This is a genomic window from Paenibacillus thalictri, from assembly GCF_004307995.1.
Classification (GTDB): Bacteria; Bacillota; Bacilli; order Paenibacillales; family NBRC-103111; genus Paenibacillus_AF; species Paenibacillus_AF thalictri.
The window spans coordinates 197,498-220,858 of sequence record NZ_SIRE01000016.1 but is presented as its reverse complement, the minus strand read 5'-3'; the positions used below and the strand labels follow the sequence as shown (position 1 = coordinate 220,858).

The 23,361-nt window shown below is 51.8% G+C and carries 19 protein-coding genes and 1 other annotated feature; of the genes, 18 read left to right on the top strand and 1 reads right to left on the bottom strand.

Annotated elements, in window-relative coordinates; genetic code table 11:
* Nucleotides 1-36: 36 nt before the first annotated feature.
* The 18 genes from EYB31_RS22590 to EYB31_RS22505 all read left to right on the top strand — a co-directional run bounded on the left by EYB31_RS22590 (nucleotide 37) and on the right by EYB31_RS22505 (nucleotide 22,421).
* Complete coding sequence (locus tag EYB31_RS22590; protein ID WP_165452553.1) at nucleotides 37-1,179, top strand: MGDG synthase family glycosyltransferase; 1,143 nt, start codon at nucleotides 37-39, stop codon at nucleotides 1,177-1,179.
* 99 nt (nucleotides 1,180-1,278) lie between these two features.
* On the top strand, nucleotides 1,279-2,454 hold the full coding sequence (locus EYB31_RS22585; protein WP_131015678.1) for an MFS transporter: 1,176 nt from the start codon (nucleotides 1,279-1,281) through the stop codon (nucleotides 2,452-2,454).
* 241 nt (nucleotides 2,455-2,695) lie between these two features.
* Nucleotides 2,696-3,457 carry a DeoR/GlpR family DNA-binding transcription regulator gene (locus EYB31_RS22580; protein ID WP_131015677.1) on the top strand — a complete coding sequence of 254 codons (762 nt, stop codon included), beginning with the start codon at nucleotides 2,696-2,698 and terminating at the stop codon, nucleotides 3,455-3,457.
* Nucleotides 3,458-3,542: 85 nt separating this feature from the next.
* Entirely contained in the window at nucleotides 3,543-4,637 is a 1,095-nt protein-coding gene (locus EYB31_RS22575; RefSeq protein WP_131015676.1) for a zinc-binding dehydrogenase, read from the top strand.
* Between the two features lie 230 nt (nucleotides 4,638-4,867).
* On the top strand, nucleotides 4,868-5,920 hold the full coding sequence (locus EYB31_RS22570) for an ABC transporter ATP-binding protein (RefSeq protein ID WP_131015675.1): 1,053 nt from the start codon (nucleotides 4,868-4,870) through the stop codon (nucleotides 5,918-5,920).
* Nucleotides 5,913-6,791, top strand: a complete 879-nt coding sequence (locus EYB31_RS22565; protein WP_131015674.1) for a carbohydrate ABC transporter permease — start codon at nucleotides 5,913-5,915, stop codon at nucleotides 6,789-6,791. The genes EYB31_RS22570 and EYB31_RS22565 overlap by 8 nt, the downstream gene beginning before the upstream one ends.
* 125 nt (nucleotides 6,792-6,916) lie before the next feature.
* Nucleotides 6,917-7,657 (top strand): carbohydrate ABC transporter permease, encoded by a 741-nt coding sequence (locus tag EYB31_RS22560; RefSeq protein WP_240762742.1) that lies wholly within the window; start codon nucleotides 6,917-6,919, stop codon nucleotides 7,655-7,657.
* A 39-nt stretch (nucleotides 7,658-7,696) separates the two neighbouring features.
* Complete coding sequence (locus EYB31_RS22555; protein ID WP_240762736.1) at nucleotides 7,697-9,061, top strand: ABC transporter substrate-binding protein; 1,365 nt, start codon at nucleotides 7,697-7,699, stop codon at nucleotides 9,059-9,061.
* A gap of 84 nt (nucleotides 9,062-9,145) precedes the next feature.
* Nucleotides 9,146-9,919 (top strand): glycerophosphodiester phosphodiesterase family protein, encoded by a 774-nt coding sequence (locus tag EYB31_RS22550; RefSeq protein WP_131015672.1) that lies wholly within the window; start codon nucleotides 9,146-9,148, stop codon nucleotides 9,917-9,919.
* A gap of 1 nt (nucleotide 9,920) precedes the next feature.
* Nucleotides 9,921-10,985, top strand: a complete 1,065-nt coding sequence (locus tag EYB31_RS22545; protein ID WP_131015671.1) for a phage baseplate protein — start codon at nucleotides 9,921-9,923, stop codon at nucleotides 10,983-10,985.
* 123 nt (nucleotides 10,986-11,108) lie between these two features.
* Nucleotides 11,109-11,795 carry a polysaccharide deacetylase family protein gene (locus tag EYB31_RS22540; RefSeq protein WP_240762734.1) on the top strand — a complete coding sequence of 229 codons (687 nt, stop codon included), beginning with the start codon at nucleotides 11,109-11,111 and terminating at the stop codon, nucleotides 11,793-11,795.
* A complete protein-coding gene (locus EYB31_RS22535; protein ID WP_131015670.1) occupies nucleotides 11,796-12,374 on the top strand; it encodes a YkoP family protein in 579 nt (192 codons plus the stop codon).
* 118 nt (nucleotides 12,375-12,492) lie between these two features.
* Nucleotides 12,493-12,752: a binding site (T-box leader), on the top strand.
* Between the two features lie 201 nt (nucleotides 12,753-12,953).
* On the top strand, nucleotides 12,954-16,040 hold the full coding sequence (gene ileS, locus EYB31_RS22530) for an isoleucine--tRNA ligase (protein WP_131015716.1): 3,087 nt from the start codon (nucleotides 12,954-12,956) through the stop codon (nucleotides 16,038-16,040).
* A 61-nt stretch (nucleotides 16,041-16,101) separates the two neighbouring features.
* Nucleotides 16,102-16,932, top strand: a complete 831-nt coding sequence (locus tag EYB31_RS22525; protein ID WP_131015669.1) for a nucleotidyltransferase domain-containing protein — start codon at nucleotides 16,102-16,104, stop codon at nucleotides 16,930-16,932.
* A 112-nt stretch (nucleotides 16,933-17,044) separates the two neighbouring features.
* Nucleotides 17,045-18,949, top strand: coding sequence for a sensor histidine kinase (locus tag EYB31_RS22520; RefSeq protein WP_131015668.1), 1,905 nt, complete (start codon nucleotides 17,045-17,047; stop codon nucleotides 18,947-18,949).
* Between the two features lie 136 nt (nucleotides 18,950-19,085).
* Complete coding sequence (locus EYB31_RS22515) at nucleotides 19,086-20,552, top strand: protein adenylyltransferase SelO (RefSeq protein ID WP_131015667.1); 1,467 nt, start codon at nucleotides 19,086-19,088, stop codon at nucleotides 20,550-20,552.
* 29 nt (nucleotides 20,553-20,581) lie between these two features.
* The gene (locus EYB31_RS22510; protein WP_240762732.1) at nucleotides 20,582-21,028 is read left to right on the top strand and encodes a DinB family protein; all 447 of its coding nucleotides are present in this window, start codon (nucleotides 20,582-20,584) and stop codon (nucleotides 21,026-21,028) included.
* Between the two features lie 337 nt (nucleotides 21,029-21,365).
* Entirely contained in the window at nucleotides 21,366-22,421 is a 1,056-nt protein-coding gene (locus EYB31_RS22505; protein WP_165452552.1) for a CapA family protein, read from the top strand.
* 170 nt (nucleotides 22,422-22,591) lie between these two features.
* Here the strand turns inward: EYB31_RS22505 and EYB31_RS22500 are convergent, their stop codons facing one another.
* The gene (locus tag EYB31_RS22500) at nucleotides 22,592-23,332 is read right to left on the bottom strand and encodes an SDR family NAD(P)-dependent oxidoreductase (RefSeq protein WP_131015664.1); all 741 of its coding nucleotides are present in this window, start codon (nucleotides 23,330-23,332) and stop codon (nucleotides 22,592-22,594) included.
* Between the last annotated feature and the right edge of the window lie 29 nt (nucleotides 23,333-23,361).

Sequence of the window (23,361 nt, the reverse complement as noted above, 5' to 3'; positions counted from 1 at the left end):
ATGGCTTGCTTATCATACATAGAAGAGGGGAGGCTGATGATGAAACACAATCCGCGAGTACTGATTCTGACCGCATGTTATGGGGAAGGGCATTTGCAGGCGGCCCGTTCATTAAAGCAATCCTTTCATGGTCATGGGGTCGATGACGTTGAGATTATGGATTTGATGAAGGAAGCTCATCCGGTCATTGATAAAATTACGGCCACCTTATATATAAAAAGCATGCTGACGGCCCAATTCGGCTTTGATTATTATGCATGGAGTTATTATATGACCAAAAGCGCCAAGCCTGACGCCGGCTTCGCCCGCTTTATCAACAACCTGGGCAAAAAGAAGCTGAAGGAAAAGCTGGAACGCGACCGGCCGGATGCGGTCATCTGCACGTTCCCTTTCGGGGCCGTACCGGAATTGTGCAGCAGACTTGGTATCGCCGCTTACACGATTGTGACGGATTTTACCATGCACTCCCGTTGGATTCAGCCCAAAATGGACAAATATTACGTTGCAACGGAAGAACTGATGCATCAGCTCGTCTCGAACGGCTTTGGGCGAGAGCAGATTGAAGTAAGCGGCATTCCGATCCGGCCCGTATTTGAGGAGTCGGCCCTGGAATGTAATCCGTACCGCAGCGTATTTGATCCCACCCGCAAGCTGATTCTAATTTTGGCCGGATCTTACGGGGTGCTGGGCAATGTGGATGAAATGATTCAGCAGCTGCAGCAGATCGAAGATGTTCAATTAGCGGTGGTTTGCGGGCGCAATGCAAAGCTTTTGCAGAAACTTAACGAAAAAGTTGCGGGTACAAACCATATTCACATTTTCGGATTTGTAGAGGACATTCATCATCTAATGCTCTTATCGTCCTGTATCGTCACGAAGGCGGGCGGACTTACTTTGTCCGAGGCGCTGGCATTGGAAATTCCGATTTTTATTTATAAGCCTTTTGCCGGCCAGGAGAAAGAAAACGCGCTCTACTTGCAGAACAAACATCTCGCGTTTGTTTCGGATCATACCGAAGCGCTCGCACGCCAGATCGAACAATTTCTTTCGGAAGAAATATACAACACCGACATGAAACGGCGTATAAGGCAATTCAAGAAAGTACAGTCCGCCGATTATATTATTAGCGACATTTTAAAACAAATACGTGCACCCAGGCTGGAACCCGTACTCGTTTAATTTTAACCGGGAAATCGCGGCATGAAATGGGATAGATGAGGGGATACCATAGAGGTAACAGCAAAATAAAAGGCTTTAGCTACCAAGGAAGGCGGACCGATGGGAGCAGAAACCAAATCGTTCAAAGCGGCCCATATGATCCTATACGGGACCGTGTTGTTTATGATTGAATTTGTGCGCGGCGCTTATCTTGTATCCTTCTTGCCAACCTACGCTGTAAATGTGCTGGGCTTCACCGCGGCGGTTGTCGGAATTTCGGTTTCCGTACATTATGCGATGGACACGCTGATCAAATGTTATGCCGGCTATTTGCTCGACCGCTTTCCCATTCGCTGGATCATTCAGGTCGGTTTGCTGATCTCTTTGGCAGGTTTATTGTTTATGCAATATGCGCAGCAACTGTGGGTTCTGATCGCAGCGGCTGCGCTGTTCGGCGTAGGTATCTCGCCATTCTGGCTCGTATGTTTAAGCAAGGTCAAACCGGAGCATCGAGCTGCGAACATGGGGCTTTTGTATACGTGCTGGTTAAGCGGAATCGGCGCAGGCCCGGTCGTGATCAATTTCTTGATCGATAAAAGCTACACGTTGTCTTTTCGCATTATGATCATGATCTGGATAGCGGCGTGGCTGCTTTCTTTGTTGATAACAAACGTGAAGCAATCGGCTGAGGTGCAAATTCCGATCAAACGCCAGCTTGTTTTGTTATGGGAGCGACTGTATACGATGAGGGTGCTGCTGCCGGGCATGATATTGCAAACCGCCGCGGCGGGGATGCTTGTCCCGATCCTTCCCGGCTTTGCCGCCAAGTATCTGGGGCTTCATTATTCGGAATACTCCTATGTGCTCCTTGCGGGAGGGGCGTTTGCCGTTATTTTCCTCGTTCCTATGGGCAAGCTGGCAGACCGTTTTGGGCGCAGATGGTTTCTTGTTCCCGGCTTTGCCGCATTCGCTCTGGCGCTTTATGCGATTTCCCTGGCCACTCTGCTCTGGCAAGCTTTAGTGTTGGCCGCATGCATCGGGCTCTCCTATGCCGCCGTGCTTCCTTCCTGGAACGCGCTGATTGCCCAATATGTGCCCAAAAACCAGCAGGGCCTCGGCTGGGGGTTATTCTCCAGCATCGAAGGCATCGGAGTGATTATCGGCCCCGTAATCGGCGGCTGGATTGCAGATGCTGCCGGGGAACGCCTGGCTTTATGGGTCAGTGCGGCGCTGCTTGCGGCAATCGCCGTATATTATGTGCTCATGCCGCCGGAAAAAGTAAAAGAACGCGCATAAATGCACAAACCAAACAAATCAGCCTTTTTCGGAGCGAAATTCCGGAAGAGGCTTTTTGGCATCACGGTTTTTCTTAAATTTTTGTAAAAGGTCAAAATATGTATTGACAGATTTTTTAGCTCGAGTTAACCTAAAAGAGTAATATCGAGCATAAACGAACACGAAGTTAATATAAAAAAGCGGCTTGGTGTTTGTTTGTACTTTATACCAATGAAGCTCATCCCACAAGAGGTGTTTAATCATGTTGGCTGCTGAAAGAAAAATGAGAATCGTGGAATATGTCCGGCAGCATCGGGTCGCTTCGGTGGCGGATCTGGCCGTGGAGTTCGAAGTGCATGAAGCGACGATTCGCAGAGATTTGGCCGAGCTTGAGCAAGAAGGTCATCTCAAACGAACTCATGGCGGAGTGATCGTGGAGCAGATGACGCATAATGAACCTTCTTTTAATGAACGTTCGAATGTGCGTCTTGATGAAAAAATACGTATTGGCAAAATGGCCGCCAGCCTCGTCGAAGACGGGGAGCATATCATCATCGATTCCGGTACGACAACGCTGCAAATCGCCAAAAATCTCGTTCACCGCTCGAACCTCACGGTAGTGACGAACGATATTAATGTTGCCGCCGAACTGCGCGATGCTCCCGGCGTGAAAGTGACTGTAACCGGAGGCGAGCTGTATCCGTCGAGTTACATGCTTAATGGCATGTTCACCGACCAGGTGCTCCGCTCCATTCATGTATCGAAGGTGTTTCTCGGTACGCCGGCCATTCATCCCAAATACGGACTCACGCATCCGGAGGCACAACTTGTGCTCGCGAAGCAAGGGATGATTAACGCCGCTCAAGAAGTAATCGTGGTCGCCGATGTGTCCAAGGTCGGCAAGCTCTCCTTGCATACGGTCGCCCCCAACAGCGCCATTCATACTTTAATTACCGGCAACGAAATTCCGGAATATGAGAAAAAGCTATTTCAAGATTCAGGCGTCAATGTACTGCTCGTTTAGACGCGGTTGATGAATCATTTGGCCTCCTAATGCGCGGCTGAAGTTCATATACATTTATATTTTGCAACCGGGGGTGTTTACTTTAGTGGCTATTTCAACAAACGGCATTGTAAAATCTCGCACATTGCGTTTAACCAAACCGCATGAGATTGAAGAATCGCTTGAGGAAAGACAACTGCCGGATGGGTATGTGGCGGTAGAGCCGACCATTGCCAGCATCTGTCACGCCGATCTGCGATATTTCGGGGGACTCAGAAAACCGGAGGTACTTGCCAAAAAACTGCCGATGGCGCTGCTGCATGAAGGGATTGGCATAGTGGCTATGAGCCAATCGGACCAATTGCCTCCAGGGACAAAGGTCGTCATCGTACCGAATTTACCGGGGTATATGCTTCTAGGCAAGCAGCCGGAGCAATGTTGTCCGGCATGCCGAAATGAGATTGAGGACAATTATTGCACGCATTCCAAGTTCCTCGGAAGCACCATCGACGGAATTGCCCAAAGCAGACTGGTTCTCCCTGAAGGCTGTGCAATCCCGATTCCGGCATCGATTCCCGATGAAATCGCCGTACTCGCCGAGTTGTGCAGCGTATCGTACCGGGCGGCCAAAGGCGCCAGCCATCTGTTTGATAAAGCGCAAGTCGCGGTATTCGGAGACGGGCCGGTAGGATATTTGACCGCAGCGATTCTGCATCATGCCTTTCAAGTCGGCAAAGACCGGCTGACCGTATTTGGCGCGATCCAAGAGAAGCTGGATCAATTCGATTTTGCCGATACGCAGATGGTGCAGCATTATGATTTTCAAAACGGCAAACCTATGGATGTCGTATTTGAATGCACAGGCGGAAGATTTAGTGAAAGCGCTATTAATCAAGGAATCGAGATTTTAAAACCGGGCGGTCATCTGATTGCTATGGGAGTCAGCGAAGAGTTTGTTCCGATTAATACACGCGATGTGCTGGAGAAGGGGATTACGCTGCGCGGCAGCAGCCGCAGCTCCGTGGCGGATTTTGAGCAGGTTTTGAAAGTAATGGAAAATTCGGAGTGCCAGAATACGTTAAGAAAACTGCTTCCGGATCAGTACACTGGTGTGAGCACGGCAGACGACCTCGCGGGCGCTATGGAAGCTGCCATGGCTCACAGGGACTGGAAAAAAACAATCCTCGACTTTCACTGGTGACACAGTGGAAGTCTACCAGGATTGTATCATACATCCTGCGGATTTGTTAATCAGGTATTGCGCTTTGCGTGTAAATGTTTATTTCAATAAAAAAGGAAGCGCATACATGAGTGTAAGTGAAACTTTTTAGAGCATTAACGAAAATTTTACATCCAGATAACACTCGGAAAATGTAATTTGATTATTCTTAACTCGAATCTACTTTATGTTCGAAGGAAGGAGGATTGCTTTTGGCATCCATTGAGTTCTTAAATGTCACGCAGTCATTTGGCGGCAATGTCATTATCAAGGACCTGAATTTAAAGATCGAGGACGGCAAGTTTACCGTTCTGGTCGGTCCGTCAGGCTGCGGGAAGACAACACTTCTAAGAATGATTGCCGGACTTGATCCGCAAGTTTCGGGGTCGGTGCTCATCGACGGTACCGACGTTACGCGCATCGCGCCGGGACAAAGAGGGGTGGCGATGGTTTTTCAAAACTACGCCATTTATCCTACGATGTCGGTCAGGGAAAATATTGAATTCGGTTTGAAAAACAATAAAGTCGCCAAAGAGGAACGTACACGTTTGGTGGAAAGCATCAGCTCCACCGTCGGCTTATATGAGTATTTGGACCGCAAGCCGTCCACTTTGTCCGGCGGACAAAGACAGCGCGTCGCTTTGGCCCGCGCGATGGTGAAGAAGCCTTCCGTCTTTCTGATGGATGAGCCGCTCTCCAACCTGGACGCTAAACTTCGCGTACAAATGCGCATAGAGCTCATCGAAATGCACAAGAAGCTGGGCAGCACCTTTGTGTATGTCACGCACGATCAGGTGGAAGCCATGTCGATGGCGGATACGATTGTGCTGATGAACCGCGGCAGCATCCAGCAGGAAGCTCCGCCGGAAATCATCTACCGTCAGCCTAACAATTTGTTTGCGGCGCAGTTTATCGGCGTGCCGCCGATGAATGTGGGCGAGCTTGGCGCGGATGGAGCGAAGTTCGGCTTCCGCCCGGAAAGCGCGGTGCTCACGACGGAGCCCGGGGACAAGCACTTCTCGGATAAAGGTACGATCATCACAAGAGAAATGCTTGGCTCGGAAACGATTTATCAGGTTCGGTCGGAAAATCATTCGTACATGATTAAGTGCACCGAAGATCTGTTTTCGGTGGATCAGCAGGTTTATGTCGGCGTCGATGCGGATAAGCTTTACTTTTTTGGAGCGGATGAGAACCGGATCGCAGTTCAAGATTCCCGTTACGGCGAATATATGAACGTGATCAGAGGACAACGCAATGGATAAGAAAAAAGCATGGGAGCTGATCCGTCCGTATCTGATGATTTTGCCGGCTATGGTGGGCATTATCCTGTTCGTTATTTACCCGGTGCTCTACTTGATCAAGCTGAGCTTTTACAAGTACAACCTGATGAACAAGGACAAAAGCAAATTTATCGGGTTTGACAATTTCACGCAAATATTTACACGCGAGGATTTCTACGCCTCGCTCGTCAATACGATCGTTTATACCGTTGGAGTCGTTTTGCTGACGATACTGATTTCGCTGCTGATCGCCGTATGGCTGAATAAGAAATCACGCTTTAATGCATTTGTGCGGGCAGGCATTTTTACGCCTCACATCATTTCCATCGTGTCTATCGCATTTGTATGGATGTGGCTGATGGAGCCGGGACACGGCTTGTTGAACTTCTTGCTGAAATCGCTGGGCATGCCGACATCGCAGTGGCTGCAAAGCTCGCAAACCGCGATGATATCGATCATCATCGTATCGGTATGGCACGGGATCGGCTACTACACGCTGATTATTGTAGCCGCTCTGCAGGGCATTTCGCCCAGCATTTACGAAGCGGCCGCGCTTGATAACGCAAGCAAGTTTAAGGTGTTTTACAAAATCACCTTGCCGCTCATTTCACCGCAGCTGTTTTTTATTCTTATCATCATGACGATTGGTTCCTTTAAAGTGTTCGATACTGTGAAAATTATGACCGGCGGCGGTCCGAACGGCGCCACGACGACACTTGTGTATTACATTTACGAATTCCGCTCCAACAGTATAGGTTATGCTTCCGCTACCGGAGTCGTCTTAATGGCAATTATTGCGCTGCTGACATTTGTTTACTTCCGGTTGCTGTCTAGCAAAGTGCACTATCAATAACTGCCTAAGGCTCGCAAAAAGGGGGGAAGCAATCGGTGTCAGTTGATTTAAAACATGTCAAGTCGGCAATCGGATTTGTATTAAAAATTGTAGTATTGATCGTATTCATTTTCCCGTTCTTGTGGATGATATCCACCTCGCTGCAGACGCTTCAAGAAACGTTGACCTTTCCGCCTACCTGGCTTCCGGCGTGGCCGCAATGGATCAACTTTGTTAACGCGATGAACGCAGGACCGTTTTTAACGTATTTTCAAAACTCGGTCATCATTACCGTATCCATTATTGTGCTGCAGATGGCGATTATGATTCCGGCCGCCTATTCGTTTGCGAAATATAAGTTTTTCGGTAAAGAGTTTTTGTTTGCTTTGGTGCTGCTGGCGTTTATGATTCCAGGCCAGGTCACCTTCATTCCGGTCTATCTGATGCTGGCCGATTGGGGCCTCATCAAATCGCTGCTGCCGCAGATCATTCCTTTTATGTCCAACGCGTTCGGGGTATTCTTGCTGCGCCAATATTTTATGCAAATTCCGCAGGAAATCATCGAATCGGCAAGGCTGGACAATGCCAGCGAATTTAAAATCATCCGCAAAATCATGATCCCGATGTCGATGCCGGCCCTGGCGACGATTGCGCTGTTCAGCTTCGTCAGCCATTGGAACGATTATTTCTGGCCTCTTGTCATGACGGATTCTGCCGAAGTACGGCCGCTGACCATGGGGATCGCCATGCTGAGGGAAACCGAAGGCATTACGAACTGGCATGTCATTATGGCAGGCAACGTCGTATTGGTTGTGCCGATCCTTATCGTCTATTTGTTCGCTTCCAAGCAAATCGTCAATGCGTTTGTTTATTCCGGTATCAAGTAAAAATATACAGGTATGATTCATATTAAACGGGAGGTTGTTATGATGAAAAAGAAGTTGTCCACTGTTTTGATGGCTACGGCCATGTTATCCGGTGTATTGGCAGGCTGCGGCGGCGGAGGCGGCGGGGCACAATCATCCAGCGGCACCGGCAGCACGCCTGCGCCAGCTCCTGCGGCATCTACGCCGGCACCTGCGGCGTCCACGACTCCGGCTCCCGCTGCGGGCTCCGGCGGCAAAGTGACCGTCAATTTCTGGCATTCCTTAGGCGGGAAAAACGGCGAATATATCGATGCGATGATCAAGCGGTTTAACGAATCGCAAAGCAAAGTTCAAGTCGTCGGCACATTCCAAGGTTCTTACGACGAAATGGTCACGAAGCTGCAGCAGGCCGTCGCCGCCAAAAGCGGTCCGGACGTAGCTATGCTGGAACGCGCATACATCCAGATGTTTGCCGACTCGGACGTGCTGGAAGACATGACCCCGTTCCTGAAAAAATCGAATATGAGCGCCGACGACTTCACTCAAGGGCTCATGGGGCATTCCGTTTTCAACAAAAAGCTTGTATCTTTGCCGTTTAACCGCTCGACACCGATTCTCCATATCAATAAAACGATGCTGGACGAAAAAGGACTGGCCATTCCAAAAACGTGGGATGATCTGAAGAAAGTAGCAAACGCCCTTGTCGTCAAAGAAGGCAACGAATACAAACGTTACGGCTTGACGATGCCTTACGATACCTGGTATCCGATCGCTATGATTTATGAAGCCAAAGGCAAGTTCTTCAACGATGCCGGCACTTCAGTAGGTTACACCACAGAAGCCGCAAAAACGTTCCAATTCTTGAAGGATATGCAAAACACAGGCGCATTGTATTATCCGCCTGCTCAAGACTCCGGCAATATTGCCAACACGATGTTTACGAGCGGCAAAGTAGGCATGATGTTCCAATCGACCGGTACAATCGGCAGTCTTGTTGACAATGCCAAGTTTGATTATGTTACTGCATTTATGCCGATGGACCAAGTATATGCTACCCCGACGGGCGGCGCCAACGTCTCGCTGATGTCCGGTTCCAAAAACAAAGACGCCGCTTGGGAATTTATGAGCTGGGCGATGACCGATCCGAAAGGCGGCCTGCAGTTCGTGCTTGACTCCGGTTACCTGCCGTTCACGAAGAAAATGGTCGAGTCGCAGCAAATCAAAGATCAATGGGCAAAACAACCGGCGCGTAAAGTCGCTTACGACCAATTGCAATACGCTACCGATTCCAATAAACACGTAGCATGGACGCAAGTCAACCAAGAATTCCTGAAGGCGATTCAGGCGATTATGTACGACAATAAAGATGTCAACGCTACGCTGGATACGTTTAAGAAAGAAACCGAAAGAATCATGAAGCAATAGTATAAAACAGAGCTGTCCGATGACTGAGTGAGGTTTGCACCTGAGCCTCGTTGTCGGGCAGCTCCATTTTGGAGGGAATTTCATATGATCGAACGGCTGCAAACCGACCCCACTCAAATTGTCGTGGCTGCACATAGGGGCTTAAAATGCCATTACCCGGAAAATACGCTGCTGGCGTTTCAGAAAGCGCTGGAGACCGACGTTGACATGCTGGAATTTGACCTTCGCTTATCCAAGGACGGCGTTGTTGTGGTTATCCATGACGAGACGGTGGACAGGACGACCAACGGCACAGGCAAGGTTAGCGATTTTACGCTGGCCGAGCTGCAGCAGCTGGATGCCGGCGGCTGGTTTGGCAAGGTGTTCGAAGGGTTGAAGATTCCGACCTTCGAGGAGCTTTGCGAAGTCATCAAGCCTTATCCGGACATCCTGCTGAACGTAGAGGTGAAGTCGAGCCCCGATGCCAAGCAGGTTACCGATCAGGCTGTAGCGATGCTGAAAGAGTACGGATTTTTGCCGCGCTGCGTATTTACTTGCTTTGATGCGGAGATCATCGCTTATATGCACGATGTTCACGGATTAAAAACGCAAGGATTTATGGGAGATGTGATGTACCATTTTGTTCCCGGCCCGGAGGGCACCTATTCGAAGATGTGGGCGCTTGCGATGAGTATGAACTTGCTGACGCCGGAGCGGGTGAAACAATTTGGCGAAATGGGGCTGCTGACTTGGAGTTACTGCCCGGACGATGAGGAGCAGGTTCGTTATTCCATCGATTGCGGAGCGACATTAATGACCAGCAACAATCCGTTTCCGGCGCTGGCCGTCCGCAAGCAATTGGCAGCCGATGGTGTATAAGGTGAAAAAACGTCTGCAGCGCTTGATCGCTATTGCCGCCGGAGTAGCGGCATTAAGCCTCCTGTCTCCGTCGGCAGCGGTGACAAATGCGCAAAAACCGCTCTTGCATTCCAAAATGTTCGTGCTTTCGGAAGATGCAAATGAAGTGATCCGCGATAAGGCGCTTCATAACGGGACGGTGATGCAGTCCTTTGCCTTCGACAACGTTAACGGGCGCATCTATGTAGTTCAGCTGATGGCCGGAGGGCAGCAGCTGCCGGGAGAAGAAGCGCCGGTCAGCGGAGCAAACCGCGATAAAACCGGCGATCTTGCGCTCACCGAACTGGATATGTCGGGGAACGAGCTGGGCTATATGTTCCTCAAAGGATTTGGCCACGGCGTGCAGATCGGCGTGCAGCCAAGCGGCGACTCGGCTTATCTTTGGACGGAAACGGACGCCGTAACGGAAGGCAGCAGCGGATGGGGAACTCGCATCGCCAGATTTTCTTTTGAAAACGGCAAAGTGTTGACACCGGGCTCGCCGGAGCTGGAAAAGTTCCAGCTTATCGACGGCGCGGACCGCACCACCGTAAATATTGATCCCGCCCGTGAGCTGCTGACGATGCGCTACCGCATCGACGGCGCATTCCGTTACGGAGTATACCGTCTCGCGGATGTGCTGCAGCACGACTATACGCCTGTTGCGGATGTGCCCCAGCCTACAGTAGGCACGTTCCAAGGGTTTGCCTCCTATGGCCGCTATCTCTATCTGCTGGAGGGCACGGCTTACGGCACGACCGGTTCGGTTGCGCCCGTAGGCAATACGTACATCACCGCTGTTGATTTGAAAACAGGCGATGTGGCGGATAAACAGCTGATTGCTGCAGGAGACACGCTTACTTTCAGGGAGCCGGAAGGGATGGCGATCCGTCTTCCCGATGTTCAGCATCCCCGGAAGGCGGAGCTTGCGTTTGGTTTCGCCTCCGATTTTACGCCAACTCGCCTTGCCAACATCTATTCGCTCGACCGTCTGCAGCCGGCTCCCGCTATCCAAGACAAGGATCAGCTTGAGACGGATCACGATTAAAAGAACAACGGCTTGTACCTGTTGCCCGGGTGCAAGCTTTTTTGCATATTCAGTGGCGGGATTAACCAAAATATAAAGTGACTGGAATGCTCGGAATTCGAAAAAAGTCTAGGAGGGACGGGTGTGCATTTCATCGTTTGGTTCATTATCGGATTGATGTGCTTGTATACCGTTATTCCAACGCTGATCGTGCGGTTGCTCGGAGTTGGGGTTTTCCGCCAAGCTGCTGCAGACCGCGGCATTCTGCTTACCTTTGATGATGGTCCCGACCCCGATTATACCCCGCAGCTGCTTGATTTGCTGCAAGAGCATGGGATTAAGGCGACGTTCTTCGTGCTTGGCCGCAAGGCGGAGCAGTACCCACAGTTGATTGCGCGGATGCATGAGGAAGGGCACCTGATCGGTCTTCACAATTACGTGCACCGGGCCAACGGATTGATGTCTCCGCGGTCCGTCAGACGGCAGCTGGAGCAATCCGCCGACGTGATTGAACATATAACCGGACAAAGACCGGTGTATTACCGTCCGCCATGGGGAGTCATCAATATGTTTGATTTTATGCTGCTGGGCCGGTTTCGCATGGTGCTGTGGTCGATCATTGTAGGCGACTGGAGAAGCCGGGGAGGCAAGGGGAAAATCAAACGCAGGTTATTGTCACGCCTCAAGGACGGCGCAGTGATCGTGCTTCACGACAGCGGTGAAACACTTGGGGCGAACCGCGACGCTCCGGCCCATATGCTGGAGGCGCTGCACGAATGCATCGATGAGATTGCAGCCCGGGGGTATTCCTTTTTAAGGGTGGATGAGTAGGTGGCGATAAGCGCAGGGAAAAAGTCGATTGTTTATTTGTGGTTAAAATGGGATGAGTTGTTTCATCTTATGTTCCGGCTGCGGCTTGTCGACGAGAACCGCCCGATGTTTTATTACCGGATATGCGCATACCGCGGACCGGTCATTACGCTGCCGGGCGGCGAGGTCATCGCCAAAGGAGACCGCGTCGTCGAACTGCATTTCAACAACCGGATGCTGGTCGGCATGGCGGCCGCCTCGCGTTCTTCGGTGCATTTGGCCGTACAGCTCATTCGAAACGCAAGAGACGTATTGCCTGCCATTGCGGACAAGCTGTCCGGCGATCCCGCTTACCATGGAGTGAAAGGCGTCTACGGAATTACGATGATTCACCGGGGCACGGAGCAGCTCGGATTTACGCAGGCCGATTTGCCGGGACGCTGGCTTGTTTGGATCATGGGGCTTTATTTGCGCGGGCTGCTCAGCGGGCTTCACTCAGCGGGCAAAATGCGGCTGCGGGAAAATCCCGAGGCGAATGTGCCAAAAGTTATTGTGATGTCCGCTCGGGAGCTAGTGCAAAGGTATGCCGCGAAAGGTTGAAGGGGAAGCTTAACCAACAATGCATTTCGCTGCATCGCCCAAATTGAGCATAGAGACGATATTCATATTTGACAACACATCCGGAATCGTGTAAAACTTAATTTAACTGAATGCTCTAACAAATTCGTTGACGAGAACGAGTACGTTAATCCCTTGTTCCCCAGAGAGTTGGCCCTGCGCTGAAAGCCAACGTTCAAGACTTAACCGAAAATCCTCTCCGAGAAGGAAGGCTGAAGCTGCTGCAGTAAGCCGACCCGGGATCCCGCCGTTACAAGGGCCGCGTATGTTGGTACGTAGTTGATGAGGCGCCGCAAGATCATATATTTTTGATTCTGCGGAATAAGGGTGGTAGCGCGAGAATACAATCTCGTCCCTTACGGGGCGGGATTTTTTTGTTTTCCCGATGCAATGGCCGTTCCGCTGCTCCGTACCGCTGCTCCGTACTGCTGCACGGCAAGGGATCCGGCACAGGTCGGGGCTCGCTCGAAAGTGATAGAGGCGAGCAGACTATGGCTTCACTTTTGGGGAACCTGATGTTAGGGATGTCAGAAAATGAGTCCGATGAAAGGGAAGATGGATATGGAAAAAGTGGATGTTAAGGAAAAAGCGAGGACTCGCGATCTGCGCATATTAAACCGCTGGAAGGATGAAGATACGTTCCGCCGCTCGATCGAAAACCGTGCGGGCAAGCCGTCTTTTGTGTTCTACGAAGGACCGCCGACGGCCAACGGCAAACCTCATATCGGGCATGTGCTGGGAAGGGTCATTAAAGATTTTATCGGCCGCTACAAAACGATGTCCGGTTACCGCGTCGTCCGTAAAGCGGGCTGGGATACCCACGGACTGCCTGTCGAGCTGGGTGTGGAGAAGCAGCTGGGCATATCGGGCAAACAGGAGATCGAAGCTTACGGCATCGCCGAATTCGTGGAACAATGCAAAGGCAGCGTGTTCGAATATGAAAAGCAATGGCGCGAGCTGACCGAAGCAATCGCTTATTGGACGGATATGGACGATCCGTATGTGACATTAACAAACGATTACATCGAAAGCGTCTGGCACATCTTGTCCGTTATTCATCAGAAAGGGCTGCTCTACAAAGGCCACCGCGTCAGCCCGTATTGTCCGGCCTGCCAAACAACCTTAAGTTCGCATGAAGTGGCGCAGGGCTACGAGGACGTCAAGGATTTGAGCGCTACCGTCAAGTTTAAAAGCAAGCGGGACGGCCATCTGTTTCTGGCTTGGACGACAACGCCGTGGACGCTGCCGGCGAATGTCGCTTTGGCGGTCAACGCGGACATCGATTATGTCAAGGTCAAGATGGACGGAGAAACGTACGTCGTCGCCAAAAATTTGGCCGGCAAAGTGATGAAGGAAGGGTACGAAGTTGTATCAACGCATAAAGGCTCCGAATTCGTAGGAATGGAATACGAGCCGCCGTTTGGTTATGTCCGGCCGAACAAAGGGCATGTGGTGATAGCGGCGGATTTTGTCAGCGATACAAGCGGGACGGGAATCGTTCATATCGCCCCCGCTCATGGGGAAGACGATTACCGGGTAACCCGCGCGAACGGGCTCGATTTTGTCCATGTTGTAGACGCTGCAGGAAAGTATACGGAGCAGGTCGCCGACTTTGCCGGCCGCTTCGTGAAAGATTGCGACGTCGATATCGTGAAGCATTTGTCCGGTCGCGGGCTGCTGTTCGCCAAGGAGCGTTACGAGCACTCGTATCCGTTCTGCTGGCGCTGCAAATCGCCGCTGCTGTATTACGCCATGGAAAGCTGGTTTATCCAAACGACGGCGGTCAAGGATCAGCTGATCGCCAACAACAGCCAAATCGAGTGGTATCCTTCCCATATCCGGGACGGCCGTTTCGGCAAGTTTCTGGAGGAACTGGTCGATTGGAACATCAGCCGCAACCGCTATTGGGGAACCCCGCTGAATGTATGGGTATGCCGCGACTGCGGATTGGAGTATGCGCCGGGGAGTTATCAAGAGCTGCAGATGAGATCGGTGCAGCCGATCGGCGATTCGCTGGAGTTGCACAAGCCGTACGTGGATGAAGTGAAGCTCCGCTGCTCTTGCGGAGGCACGATGGACCGTACGCCGGAAGTGATCGACGTCTGGTTCGACAGCGGTTCGATGCCTTTTGCACAATACCATCAGCCGTTTGAGGACGAAGAGAAGTTCCGCGACCAGTATCCGGCCGACATGATCTGCGAAGGGATCGACCAGACGCGGGGCTGGTTTTTCAGTCTGCTGGCCGTATCGACGTTATATACCGGCAAATCTTCGTACAAAGCGGTGCTGTCGACAGGACATGTGCTTGACGAGAACGGGCAAAAAATGTCCAAAAGCAAAGGCAACGTCATCGACCCTTGGAGCATCATCGACGAGTACGGGACCGACGCGTTCCGTTGGGCTTTGCTTGCCGACAGCGCGCCGTGGAACAGCAAACGGTTCTCCAAGACGATTGTGGCGGAAGCGAAGTCGAAGGTGGTCGACACGATTCATAACACACATGCATTTTACACGTTGTACGCGATGATCGACGGATATGACCCATCCGAACATGCTTCCGTGGTATCGGCGAATCTGCTGGATCGCTGGATATTGTCAAGACTCAATAGCGTGCTGCGGCAGGTGTTGAACGGACTTAACGGCTACGATTTTCTCAACCCGGCCAAACAGCTGGAAGCTTTTGTCGACGAGCTCAGCAACTGGTACATCCGGCGATCGCGCGACCGCTTCTGGGGCAGCGGCTGGACTGCGGATAAAGTGTCGGCTTATCAGACACTGCGCGAGGTATTGCTGACGCTCGCCCGGATGATCGCGCCGTATGCGCCGCTTATCGCCGACGACATCTACAGCAACCTCGGCCCGGGCGGCAGCGTACATCTGGCCGACTACCCGCAGGTGAACGAAGCGCTGATCGACGCAGAGCTCGAGCGGGAGATGGAAACCGCAAGGCAGATCGTCGAGCTCGCGCGAAGCGTCCGCAACGATACCGGGATCAAAACCCGCCAGCCTTTATCCGAGCTGATCGTTTCGCTGGACCGCGAGATGGACTTGAACCGTTTTGCCGAGATCATTCAAGACGAGGTTAATGTCAAGTCGATCCGCACGGAGCGGGGCGACCGCGGTTTTGCCGATGTAACTCTCAAGCTGAACTTAAAGCTGGCCGGCAAAAAATATGGAAAACGCGTGGCCGATGTGCAAAATCATCTGAAGGCGTTGTCCGCTGCTGTTGCCGGGCAAGCGATGGATCGCGGTTATCTCGATATCGTGGTGGAAGGCGAAGTCCTTCGCATTACCTTAGAGGAGCTGCTTGTCGAGAAGAAAGCGAAGGAAGGATTTGCTTCCGCCAGCGGTTATCAGATGACCGTCGCTTTGAACACCGACATCACGGAGGAGTTGGAGCAGGAGGGGCTGGTCCGCGAGGTGGTGCGGGCCGTTCAAGATTACCGCAAGAAATTGGAGCTGCCGATCGATCAAAGGGTAAAGCTTGTCCTGGCGGCCGATGAGCGGTTAAAGGAAGCATTGGCGCGATTTGATCACGTGCTGCAAGAAAGTGTGCTGCTCTCCAGTGTCCGGTATACGCACGAATTGGATGGCATGGAGACGGTTTTTATCGGAGAAAAGCAGCTTGGGCTGCGGATAGAAGCTTAAGGTTGATGGCGAGAAAGGGATGACGCTTCGCCGCCAATTCGATTGAACAAGGAGTGATCAGATGCTGCCTGAAATTGTCGGCAAAACGATGAGCGCTTTGTGCGGTTGTTTGGAAGCGCGTTTGCCCGGCGTTGTAGAGTCCGTGTATGTTTACGGCTCTGCAGCGCTTGGCGCTTATATCGAAGGCTCAAGCGATATCGATTTTATCGCGGTCACCGGCCGTTCGTTAAGCAGTTGGGAAGTGGAAGCCGTCGCGGATGTTCACCGTGAAATGGAACGCCTGTTTCCCGATGCGGACATCATGGGAGCTTATATCGTCAGCGAACAGGTCGGCAAGCAACCCGAGAAAAACGATCCCGTCCTTACTTATTTCAATAAAACACTGCACATCGACGGCACAGGCGCCGACTTGAATCCGATAACATGGTGGGTATTGAAACGGCACGGAATTTGCGTGTATGGACGCAAAGCGTCTTTTGCTTATGAAATTTCCGCCGGCGAACTGGCCAAATACGTGATTGGGAACATGAACAGTTACTGGGCGGGGTGGATTGATCGTTTGCAGCAGCCTGATGTAAGCGATGTACTGCAATCATCCGCTACAGCCAAAAGGCTGGACCAAGCGGTGGAGTGGTGTGTCTTGGGCATGCTGCGGCAGTATTATACAATTAACGAAGGCGATGTGACCAGCAAAATCGGCGCAGGAACCTACGGTCTTGCCAAGCTGCCTGAGAAATGGCATCCGTTAATCAGGGAAGCTGTGTCCATCAAGCTGCAAAAACCGGAAAGGGAATATGAGTCTCAACTGCTGCGGCATAAGGATCTTGTGGATTTGCTTCAGGAAATTGTTACGGCAAGCAACGAGCAGTATAAAGCGAAATATATAACTTGAACAGCAGCTGTTTCTTTTGAACAGACTGGTTTTCAGTCATAATTCAATGTAACGGAACGGCAGCTTTCATGATAAAATCAAACTATTGCTGGAGGAGCAGGGAGAATGATGGATGCAATATCGCCAACTCGTCGGAATCGGTTTGATTTTTTCACTTAGCATCGCGTTGTTCCTTGCTGTTTTTTTCCAAACGATACCCAGCGGTAGCGATCCGATTGCGCAGCGGGGCGTGTTGGACTTGACGAATCGGGATATGCGCCAGGGCGTCGTGCTTTTGGACGGTGAATGGGAGTTCTATGAAGGTGAGCTGCTGGAACCCGCCGATTTTCGGAACGGTGGGCAAGAGCAGATGTCCTATCTGAACGTACCCGGTACATGGAAAGGAAAAACGGCGGATGGCGGCATGAACCGCAAAGGCTACGGCACGTATCGGCTGAAGGTGCTGATCCGTAATCCGGATGACGTTCTCGGTTTAAAAGTAAGAAGTATCCGCATGTCCCACCGGTTGTTTATCAATGGTAAGCTGGAAGGCGGGAGCGGCGTTCCGACGGCTGGTATCGAAGGAAATAAACCCGGCAATACGCCATATACCGCCTTCTTCAAACCGGATGCCCGTGAAATCGAAATTGTCATACAGGTTTCGAATTTTGAGTTTATCACCGGAGGTATCGTCGGATCGATCCAGCTGGGGTCCCACGCAGCAGTGACGAAGCTTAACGGAATCCAACTAGGGACCGATATCGGAACGGTATTAATGCTGGGCATGTTTGGCGCTTATCATCTTGGTTTCTATTTTGTCGGACGGAGAGAGCGAACGTATTTTTTAAGCGGTTTGTACATGCTGTTTTTGCTGCTCGAGCATCTGCTTTATGGTGAGAAAATATTGCAAAGAGCGCTGCCGGGGCTTCCGTTCGAATGGGCATACAAGCTGCTTGACTTGAGCGAATTTTTAAGCGCCGCGGTAATTATATTGTTTTTCCGCAGGGTGGATACAAGGCTGATGTCTTCCCGCAAGCTGGCGGTTGTGCTTGCGCCTATCCTTTTGTACATTGCAACCGTACTGCTGCTGCCTTATCGGGTTCACATTACGTTTAAATATGCCTGTTTTGTTTATATGGCGTTTGTCGTATGTTTCATTATCGGCAGAATGATTTATTTGTACCTAAAAAGCAGTAAGGCGTCGGCAAACCGCAAAGAGCTGATGTTGTTTATCGGCGGCAGCTTTTCCTTAATGGTCTTTTTGGTAAACGGTTCCCTTTATTCCGAAAATATCGTTTCAACCGACCTTGCCGGAAAGTTTGGAGTCATTTGCTTTGTGATTTTTATGAATATATTACTGGCCGTCCATTTTTCCAATGCACATGAGAAGACCGAGATTCTTTCACACCAGCTCGATCAAGCTCAGATCAAACCTCATTTTTTATACAATGCGCTAAGCAGCGTGATTTCGTTCTGTTATACGGACGGGGTTAGAGCGGCCCATCTTTTGTCCATGCTCAGCCATTACTTGCGGTATATTCTGGAATTGGACCGTTCTCAATTGTATGTGCCTTTGTACCGTGAGCTGGAATTGGTTGAAGCATACGTCGAGATTGAAAAGGCGCGTTTTGGCGAACGGTTCGATTTTGTGCTTCATGTTGACGAAGGTCTTGAACATCGAAATATCCCGTCTTTGTGCATACAGCCATTAGTGGAAAATGCGGTCCGGCATGGTCTGTTCGAAAAGCTGAGTTATGGGATCGTCTCGCTTTCCATCCTGCGCAACCAAGACGGTTATATGGAAATTATTATTAAAGACGACGGTATAGGCATGACTCCCGAGCTGTTGCACCAAATTTCCAAAGGCCGAGGGTTGAGCGGCAGCATTGGGATAGCCAATATTCGCAACCGATTGGACTTGATACATGGAGCGGCGTGGAACGTCAGCTCCGAGGTTGGACGGGGGACGCAGGTGACGATGCGGATTCCTTTGAATTTGGGCGGGACGCAGAGCATGCGGGAGAATCAAGCCGGGTAAAAGGGTGTCACGGTTAAGCTTGGATGGGGTTATTGGCGGTATTCGTCCATGAACACGGTATATGAAATGAAGGGACGCGTACACTAACGGATGCACGGCGATCCATACGACAAACGGTAAATGGAGATACGAAAAAGTGAACAATGCCAATAAAGCAGGTTGGAATTTCGATAACAGTTATGCCCGTCTGCCGGGCACTTATTTTACACGCCAAAACATAAATCCCGTGCGCGCACCGAAATTAGCCGTATTGAATGAACGGCTTGCCGCAGTGCTGGGATTGGACGTTCAATCGCTGAAGAGCGATGAGGGCGTTGCAGTGCTCGCAGGGAACAAAGTTCCCGCGGGAGCGGACCCGCTCGCACAAGCTTACGCGGGCCATCAATTCGCTTATTTTACGATGCTGGGTGACGGTCGTGCGTTACTGCTGGGGGAACAAATTACTCCCCAGGGGGAGCGGGTCGATATACAGCTTAAAGGTTCGGGCAGAACGCCATATTCCCGCGGCGGTGACGGACGGGCGGCGCTTGGGCCGATGCTGCGCGAATATATCGTCAGTGAAGCGATGCATGCGCTTGGCATCGCTACCACCCGCAGCCTAGCGGTAACGGAAACCGGGCAGGGCATTCAGCGCGAGATGGAGCTGCCGGGCGCCGTTTTGACCCGTGTGGCTTCCAGCCATCTGCGCGTCGGCACGTTTCAATACGCGGCGAAATGGGGGACTCTGCAGGAGCTTCAAGCCTTGGCCGACTACGCCTTGCAGCGTCATTTTCCGGAGGTGGGGGATGATGCCGACCGTTATCTGATGTTGCTTCGCAACGTGATCGGACGTCAGGCCGCGCTGATTGCCAAATGGCAGCTTGTCGGTTTTGTTCACGGAGTGATGAATACGGACAACATGGCCGTCTGCGGAGAAACCATCGACTACGGCCCTTGCGCTTTCATGGATACTTACGATCCCGCTACGGTATTCAGCTCCATCGATCGTCAGGGGCGTTACGCATACGGCAACCAGCCGGCAATTGCCGGGTGGAATCTTGCGCGATTCGCCGAAACGCTGCTCCCGCTGCTGCATGACGACGAACAGCAGGCGATTCAGCTGGCTGAAGATGAACTTGCGGATTTTGCCGGTATGTTTCGCCGGCATTGGCTTGCCGGTATGAGATCCAAGCTGGGGATTGTTGGCGAAGAGCCGGAGGATGAGGCGCTCGCGGGTGATCTGCTGGATATGATGCAGCAGCATCGGGCGGACTTCACCAACACGTTCCTCGCCTTGACCTTCGAACGTGCGGAGGATACGGCCATGCATGGCACCGAGGGATTTGCGCAGTGGCTTGAGCGGCGGCAGGCGAGATTAAGCAGGCAGACGGCATCCGCAGCGGAAGTGCATGAGCTGATGCGAAGCAGCAACCCTGCAGTTATACCTCGCAACCACCGGGTGGAGGAAGCGCTGGAGGCCGCGGAAAGCGAAAGGGATTACCGCGTAATGGAGCGGCTTGTGGATGTGCTGTCCCGCCCGTACGCGCACACACCGGAGCAAGCTGAGTATGCCGCAGCGCCTGCGCCGTCGACTGAGCGTTACCGGACTTATTGCGGAACGTGACATAGGGGGCTTATGGAGCGCTGGTTATCGTGATTCACTTGCGCGAATTTTCCTACAGAAGCAAGATTGCTCAATTGGCACGGTTTCTTGGGCAGCTGCCGCAAGAGCGTTCCCTTTACCGTTATGCTCCGGGAAAATGGAGCCTGAAGGAAGTGCTGGGCCATATTACGGATAACGAGCGGATTATGAGTTACCGGCTGTTGCGGATCGCCAGAGGAGACCGGACGCCGCTTGCCGGCTACGATCAGGACGTGTTGATGAGCGGAGCGGCTTTTGACTTGAACCCGCTGTCCGATGTGCTGGAGGATTATACGGCCGTCCGCCGCGCTACGCTTTCCTTGCTTAAAGGCCTTCCCGCGGAAGCTTGGAGCCGAAAAGGCGTTGTCGGCGGCAATGAATCTACCGCCTTAGCGTGGGCATATATTCTCGCCGGACATGAGATTCATCATATGAATATAATTAGCGAAAGATATTGATTCTCGCATGAGGCCGTCCCCAGGGGGGGCGGTTTTTCTTTTTCACCGTCATGTTATCGGCTGTTTGTGAAGGTTTGCTCAGGCTGCAACCAGCTGGAAAAAGCTGCTCCGCAAGGAGCACTTTAGAAAAATCGCAGAGGGGCATACTAACCGGCAAGATTTCTTACCGGAGGTTCACGTCATCATGAGAAAAATTGCCGCAATTGTATGTTCCCTACTGTTGATAGCCGGATGCAGACATAACTCTACGCCACCAAACCCCGAATCTGGGCTTAAGGCACAGCAAGCCGTTCCTCCTGCTTTACCTGCGGAGCCGATAGGGCCCGGGGATTCGGTCGTGCCTGCGAAGCCAATCGTGCCCGAAGAGCCGAAACCCGAAGTAAGCAAGGCGACCTTAAGTGCGATCGGCGATGTTCTGATCCACAGTGAAGTGTACGAGGATGCCCGGCAGCAGGACGGCACTTACAACTTTGCGCCGATGTTTGCGGGGGTGGCGGATTTTATGCGTAAGCCCGATGTCCTCATCGCCAATCAAGAAACGATGATTGGAGGTACGAAATTCGGACTTTCCGGTTATCCGATGTTTAACAGTCCCCATGAGGTGGGCGACGCTTTGAAGGCCGCGGGGGTGGACTTGGTCACAGTCGCCAACAATCATACGCTGGACCGGGGGGAAAAGGTCATTCAAAGCGCACTTGCTTATTGGGACGCCATTGGCATGCCATATACGGGGGCGTTTAAATCGCAGGACGACAGCGCTCGTATACGGACGATGGTCAGCAATCGCATCGTGTTTTCCTTTTTGAGTTACACTTACGGAACTAACGGAATTCCAACACCCGAAGGCAAAGCTTATTTGGTCAACAGGCTGGAGGAAGCAAAATTCGCCGAAGATATCGAAAAGGCCAAACAACAATCCGACGTCGTTGTAGTTGCAGCGCACTGGGGGAACGAATACGAACCTATGCCAAGCAGCGCCCAACAAGAGCAAGCGCAAAAATTTGCCGATCTTGGCGCCGATATCGTCATTGGCAACCATCCTCACGTGCTGCAGCCTCCGGCATGGGTGAAGGGAAAAAACGGCCGTCAAACGCTTGTCTTTTACTCGCTGGGCAATTTTATATCGGCTCAAGGAGGTACAGCCAGGCGTGCCGGAGGCATGGCCACGGTCGACGTTGTCAAAACCAAAACAAACGGCAAAACGTCCATCGAGCTGAAAAATCCGAGTTTTTTGCCTACTTACACTTATTTTCGCAACATGTCCGATTTCCAGGTCGTACCTATGGATCGCTTATCGGACGGGCAGTTGAAAAATGCCCGCGGCCAATACGAAGCTATAAAAAAACATATGAGCACATTTATCCCGGACTTAACGTTTCTCCCCTCTAAATGAAGCGCTGAAGTCCGATTTTCCTCCAACGCTCTCCAAGGTTATTCGACTCGAAACGGGCATGCCAATGTGGCGGGGCGGATATTCAAGTTACGCTCATGCTTATGCCCATTGTTCAGGTCACACCTCCGGCCGTCTGAATGTGAAATGTACACGTGGCGTCAAACGCAGCGTTACAATGTCTGTCCGCTATCCACGGTAATGATTTGACCCGTCATCGCCTCCTGTTCCAACACTGCACATACCATGCCTGCGATATCTTCAGCTGCCGATATGCGCCGGAGCGGGAGATGGGGGGCGAGCTGCTCCATCCGGTCTTCTCTGTCGGACCACCAGCGGGTCAGGACGGCTCCGGGCACGACGCAATTGACACGAATAGCGGGAGCGAGGGCGTGGGCCAGCGATTTCGTCAAACCATGAACGGCGGCTTTTGATACGGCGTAAGGAAGCGACGAACCTAAACCGGTTTGGCCGGCGATACTGCCGATATTGACGATCGCGCCTTGGCCGCTTGTTCTCATATAAGGCGCGGCAGCTCGCGCGCAGAAGTACATGCCCTTGACATTGACGGCATATAACTCATCCCATATTTGCTCCGTTGCCGCTTCCAAATCTTCAAAAGCGATGTGCCGCGTGATCCCGGCATTATTCACGAGCAAGTCTACGGTCCCGAATTGCCGGACCGCCGCTTCGACCATACCTCTTACCTCCGTGTCCCGGGAGACATTGGCTTGCAGCGCGATGGCGCGTCCACCCTCGGCGGTGATGAGGTTCACCGTTTCTTCCGCATCTTCCTTGGATCGCGAGTAGTTGACGACAACCGCTGCGCCGCGCGCAGCAAGCTCAAGGCAGACGGCTCTGCCAATGCCTGTTCCGCCTCCCGTAACCAGCGCTACTTTGTTTTCCAATTTCATGTGCAGTCAGCCCCTTAACATTCATTGAT